General features: G+C 63.7%; 3 protein-coding genes. All 3 read left to right on the plus strand.

Annotated elements, in window-relative coordinates:
• Positions 1-2838 (plus strand): efflux RND transporter permease subunit (locus tag K5Q19_RS08715; RefSeq protein ID WP_292943542.1); only part of this gene is annotated, 2838 nt, incomplete at its 5' end.
• Between the two features lie 166 nt (positions 2839-3004).
• A complete protein-coding gene (gene lgt, locus K5Q19_RS08720; protein WP_292943548.1) occupies positions 3005-3850 on the plus strand; it encodes a prolipoprotein diacylglyceryl transferase in 846 nt (281 codons plus the stop codon).
• Positions 3850-5634, plus strand: a complete 1785-nt coding sequence (locus K5Q19_RS08725; RefSeq protein WP_292943545.1) for a chloride channel protein — start codon at positions 3850-3852, stop codon at positions 5632-5634. Before lgt ends, K5Q19_RS08725 begins: the two co-directional genes overlap by 1 nt.
• The last annotated feature ends 363 nt before the right edge of the window (positions 5635-5997 follow it).

Genomic DNA, 5997 nt, shown 5'->3' on the forward strand with positions numbered 1-5997 from the left:
CAGGACGTTCGCTCCGCAACGAGCCGGGGTTCGGCGCAGATATCGATCGATTTCGGCTGGGGGCGCGACATGATCGCCAGCACGTTGCTGGTCGACTCGGCGGTAGCACGCACGATCCCCTCGCTGCCGCCCGGCACACAGTACACCGTCCGGCGGATGGATCCGACGGTTTTCCCAATCATCTCCTACGCGCTCGTGTCCAGCTCGGCTGATCCGGTCGCGCTCCAAGATATCGCGAAATACCAGATCACGCCGCTGCTCTCCTCCGTTACCGGGCTGGCGCGCGTCGGTGTCCAGGGCGGCGACACCGCCGAGGTGCAGGTGCTTGCCGATCCGCACCGGCTCGCTGATCACAATCTGTCGATGACCGACCTCGCCACCGCCATCAAGAACGGCAACGTGTTGAGCGCGGTTGGCCAGGTGCAAGACCGTGGTCGGCTGTCGCTCGTCATCGCCGATCGAAGTGTGGCAAGCGCCGCCCAGATCGGTGAGATCGTCGTCAATGCGGACCCGCAGGGCGTGGTCCGGGTGCGCGACGTCGCGACAGTCCAGGAGGGCGCCGTCCCGGTCTGGCAGCGCATTGTTGAGGACGGAAAGCCCGCCGTCCTGTTCAACATCTATGAGCAGCCTGACGGCAATGCCGTCCAGATCGCAAAGGCAGTGGAGCAGAAGCTTGCCGGACTGACATTGCCTCCAGGCGTCAAACTTGTCTGCTGGTACGATCAGAGTGTTCTCGTCACCCAGTCGGTCGCAAGCGTGCGCGATGCCGTGCTGATCGGCCTCGTGCTCGCCGCGCTCGTCTTGTTGTGGTTCCTGCGCAGTTGGCGGGTGACGTTGGTCGCCGTCATCGTCGTACCCGCAACGCTGGCGGCGACCGTGCTGGTGCTCAGCATGCTGGGCATGAGCTTCAACATCATGACGCTCGGCGGGATCGCGGCAGCGGTCGGGCTGCTGATCGATGATGTGATCGTGATGGTCGAACATATCGCACGGCGCGCTGGCGCCAAGGGCGCGGACGGCAAGCCAATGGGCGACGCCGCTGTGATCCCCGCCGCGCGCGAATTCATGGCGCCGCTCACTGGCTCGAGCCTCGCCACGCTGATCGTGTTCGTGCCGCTTTCCTTCCTGACCGGGGTGACCGGCGCATTTTCGAAGGCGCTGTCGCTGACGATGGCGGCTGCGCTGGCGATTTCCTGGGCCATGACGGCGTTCGTCGTGCCGGTGCTCGTGCGGTGGCTCGTCGATTTCAGCAAATGGCATGATCCCGGTGAGCCGGGCGAAGGCGTAGTTGCGCGCCTGCATGACCGCGGCCTCGACAAGCTGTCTGCGCGGCCGTGGCTGCTTGCGGTGATTGCGGTTCCGCTGCTGATCCTTGGCTATGTCAGCTATTCGAACGTACCCAGCGGCTTTATGCCCAAGGTCGACGAAGGTGGGTTCGTCATGGACTATTACACAGCACCCGGCACCTCGCTCGATGAATCGAGCCGCCAGGTCGGGCAGATCGATGCGATGCTCCGCGCAAATCCGGAAGTCCTGACCTTTTCGCGCCGCCTCGGCACCGGGCTAGGCGGCGACCTCGGACAGAGCTACCACGGCGACTATTTCGTCAGGCTCAAGGACAATCACGCTGCGCCGACCGAAGAAATTGCGGCAGCGGTCGCAGACCAGATCACCGCCAAGGTGCCCGGAGTCCAGGTCGAAGTTGCGCAATTGATCGAGGATTTGATCGGCGATCTGACAGCCGTACCGCAGCCGATCGAGGTCAAACTCTACGCGTCCGACCCGTCGGTGCTCGAGGGAGAGGCGAGGAAAGTCGCGGCGCTCATTACCAAGATCAATGGGGTCGTCGAAGTGAAGGACGGTGTGCAACTCGCTGGCGATGCGCTCGACGTCCACGTCGATCCGGTTCGGGCGGGCCTCGAAGGTGTCGCCCCCGCCGACGTCGAGGCGCAGCTCAACACCGCCCTGAGCGGGACCATCGCGACCACGTTAGCCAAGGCGAGTAAAGCGGTCGACGTGCGCGTGCGCCTCCCCGATGCGCGAACGATCAGCGAGACCGGGCTCGCGCAGCTGCCAATCCGCGCGACCGATGGGCACGTCTTTCCGCTGTCGCGCGTCGCGACGATCCAGTCCGTGACGGGCCAGCCCCAGATCAGCCGCGAAAATCTCGAGCCGATGATCGCGGTTACCGGCCGCATCCAGGGGCGCGGCATCGGTGCTGCTGTTGGCGACGTGAAGGCGGCGCTCGATAAGCCCGGCGTGCTCGGCGCTGGCGTGCGCTATGAGCTGGGTGGCTTGTACCAACAACAACAGATCGCTTTTGCCGGGCTGATCAAGGTGTTCGGTGCCGCCCTGGTCGCGGAACTCGCGTTGTTGCTGATCCTTTATCGTCGCTTCTGGCTGCCGGTCATTATCATCGGTTGCTCCCTGCTGTCGACGACTGCCGTATTCACGGCACTGTGGGCAGCCGGCGTGGATCTCAACATCACGGCTCTGATGGGAATGACGATGATCATCGGGATCGGCACCGAAATGGCGATCTTCTATGTCTCAGAGTTCGAGGAACTGGCGCGGACCATGCCTGCCGCCGAGGCCACGCGTGAGGCGAGCCGCAATCGGCTGCGTCCAATCACGATGACGACGCTCGCCGCGATCTTCACGCTATTGCCGCTCGCGCTGGCGATCGGGCAAGGCTCGGGCATTCAGCAACCACTCGCTATCGCGATCATTGCGGGACTGATGCTGCAATACCCTTTGGTTCTGCTTGCGATGCCGATCCTCGTTCGCCTCACTTTGCCGAAGGAAGGCCCATCATTCCGGGAGGTCGTGATCGATTGATCGGCTGTTGCAGCCACAATTGCTCGCCTGTCGCCAACGATGGTGACGCACAGGTGAATAAAAACGTTGATTGACTTCGCAGAACCCAATTCTAGCCAACCAACCTTGGTTTTTGCAGCCAGAAAGCTTAGCCCCCCGACATCCCCAGACATCTTTGGACTTTGCCATGCCGCTTGCGGCCAACCCGATCCATTTTACCGACCTGCATCTGCATCCGATCGCCTTTTCGCTCGGGCCGATCGATATTCGCTGGTATTCGCTCGCCTACATTACCGGCATTCTCGTCGGCTGGTGGTATCTGCTGAAGCTGCTGGCGCAGCGCGACGCACCGATGGCACGGCGGCAGGCCGACGACCTGATCTTCTATGCAACGCTCGGCATCATTCTGGGCGGGCGTCTCGGCTACGCGATCTTTTATGCCCCAGAAATGTTTCTCGCGCCGCTCCGCTTGTTCAAGCTGTGGGACGGCGGAATGTCGTTCCACGGCGGCGCGCTGGGCGTCTCGCTTGGCATTGTCCTGTTTGCCAGACGCCATAGCCTCGACTGGTTGCGGCTCCATGATTATGTCGCCTGCTGCGTCCCGTTCGGGCTTTTCTTCGGGCGGATCGCCAATTTCGTGAACGGCGAACTTTGGGGTCGGCCGACCGATCTGCCTTGGGCGATCGTCTTTCCCGGCGCCCATGACGGGCTCGGACGGCACCCGAGCCAACTTTATGAGGCCGCGCTCGAAGGGCTTGCGCTCGCGCTGCTGCTCGCCGTGCTGTTCTGGCGTACCCGTGCGCGACATAAGCCCGGCCTGCTCGTCGGCGCGTTCCTGACCGGCTCTGGGCTCGCCCGCTTCACGGTCGAATTCTTCCGCGAACCAGACGCGCAACTGGTCGGGTTCGCGCAAGCGACCGGGCTCCATATGGGCCAATGGCTGACCGTGCCGATGATTCTTGGCGGGGTCGCGCTGATCGTCACCGCGCCGCGTCGCTACGCTGCGCGCGCCGCCACCGATACGGTGGTGTGATGGCTGCGCGGTTCGGCTTGCAGCCCATCGCATCGCGTCGCTCCTATCGGCGCGCGCGGATCACGCTCCGCGATTTCCAGCGCCGTTTTCGCGCGAGCGAGGCGTGGTTCATCGTGCTGGCGATCAGTGTCGGCGGCGTCGCCGGCCTGCTCAGCATCATACAGGGCGGCCTTGCCCGCACGCTGCAACATCTGCTGTTCGCCTTGCCGGCCGATACCCGTCTGAGTGGCATGACCCAGCTCGGTGTCCTCAGCCTCCTGGTCCTGCCACTGGGCGGCGCGATCCTAGCAGCGTTCAGCTATCTGACCCGGGTGCGACGACGGCGGCTGGTCGATGCGGTCGAGGCAAATGCACTGCATGGCGGGCGGATGTCGCTGTCCGACAGTCTGGTTATCTCGGGTCAGACGATCCTGTCGAACGGCTTCGGTGCCTCGGTCGGGCTCGAAGCCGCGTATGCGCAGATGGGCGGCGCGATCGCCTCGATTACTGGTCGCCGGTTCAATGTCCGTCGCTCCGACCAGCGCATTCTGGTCGGCGCAGGCACTGGTGCGGCGATCGCCGCCGCGTTCGGCGCGCCGCTCGCCGGTGCCTTCTACGCGTTTGAGATCGTCATCGGTGCCTATACGCCGTCGGCGATCGCGCCGGTCGTCGCTGCCGCGCTGGCCGGTGCACTGGTCGCGCAGACATTCGGCATACGCCCCTATCTGATCGATGCGACATCAGGCGCTGGCATCGAGACGCATCATTATCTGATATATGCTGGACTAGGGGCGATCTGCGCGCTGATCGGGATCGCGCTTATGCGCGCGGTTGCTGCCGTTGATATCGGCGTTCGGCGCGCGAAATTGCCCGACTGGAGTCGCCCAGCGATCGGCGGCGCGCTGCTCATTCCAATCGCGCTGGTCTCGCCGCAAGTGCTGTCGGCGGGGCACGGCGCACTGCATGTCGATCTGGCGGTCGGCGCGTCGCTCGGTTTCATCGCGCTGGTCCTGCTCGCCAAATGCCTGGCGTCGATCGTGTCGCTCGGCTTCGGATTTCGCGGTGGCCTGTTCTTCGCGTCCTTGTTCATCGGCACCTTGATCGGTCACCTGTTCGCCGGAACGTTGCAGATGGCCACCGGGTTCGCGGTGATCGACCCGCGCGACGCGGCGCTGGTCGGCATGGCGGCGTTAGCGGTCGCTGTGGTCGGCGGGCCGATGACCATGGCCATGCTCGTCCTGCAGTCGACACACGATTTCTCACTGACCGGCGCGGTGCTGGCCGCGTCGCTGGTGTCCTCGACGATCGTAAGGGAGCTGTTCGGCTATTCCTTCTCGACCTGGCGGCTTCATTTGCGCGGCGAGACGATCAAGAGCGCGCGCGATGTCGGCTGGGTCAAGACATTGACCGCGGGACGGATGATGCGGCGCGAAACTCGCGCGACATTAGCGACGATGTCGATCGGCGAGTTTCGCCGCACGTTCCCGCTCGGATCGACGAGCCGGGTCGTGCTGGTCGATGCGGACGATCACTATGCCGGTATTGTTGTCACGCCCACCGCCTATGCCGACGGCATCGAGCCGGACGCGGCGATCGCAACGCTTGCAACCGGCCTCGACGCCACGCTGACGCCGGAGATGGATATTACCGAAGTCATGCGAATCTTCGATCATGCGGGGACCGACGAACTCGCTGTGGTGGCGCAAGACCGTTCCGTTCTTGGAATTGTCTCCGAGCAGTATGTGCGGCGGCGCTATGCCGAAGAACTGGAAAAGGCACAGCGCGAGCTTTTTGGTGAAGGATAGACCCGCACGAGGCCAGGCCGCCATAAGCCGCAGGCCAGCGCTGATCTGCTTGTAACGACAGCAAGCGAATATCCTCGCCACCGTGCGTACGAATCCGACCGTGGAGTCACGCGGTAGCGCGAGGATGTGATGACATTTCGCGATCGGGTCTTTCCACCCGGTCTCGACAAAATGGACCGTACGACCGAACGCTGGTCGCGGTGCAAGGCAACGAACACGGGTTTGCTCGGCGCCTGACAGTCGCCTCGCCTTCGCGATTGCGTTGATGGCCAAATTTGGCCTAACTGGCCCTGCCTGCGGAGACGTAGGCGGAGGCGTCGAAACCTTCGAAACGAGAGCCGGTCCCAGCTGTGGAGACCGGGT

The organism is Novosphingobium sp., from assembly GCF_019748365.1.
Taxonomy (GTDB): domain Bacteria; phylum Pseudomonadota; class Alphaproteobacteria; order Sphingomonadales; family Sphingomonadaceae; genus Novosphingobium.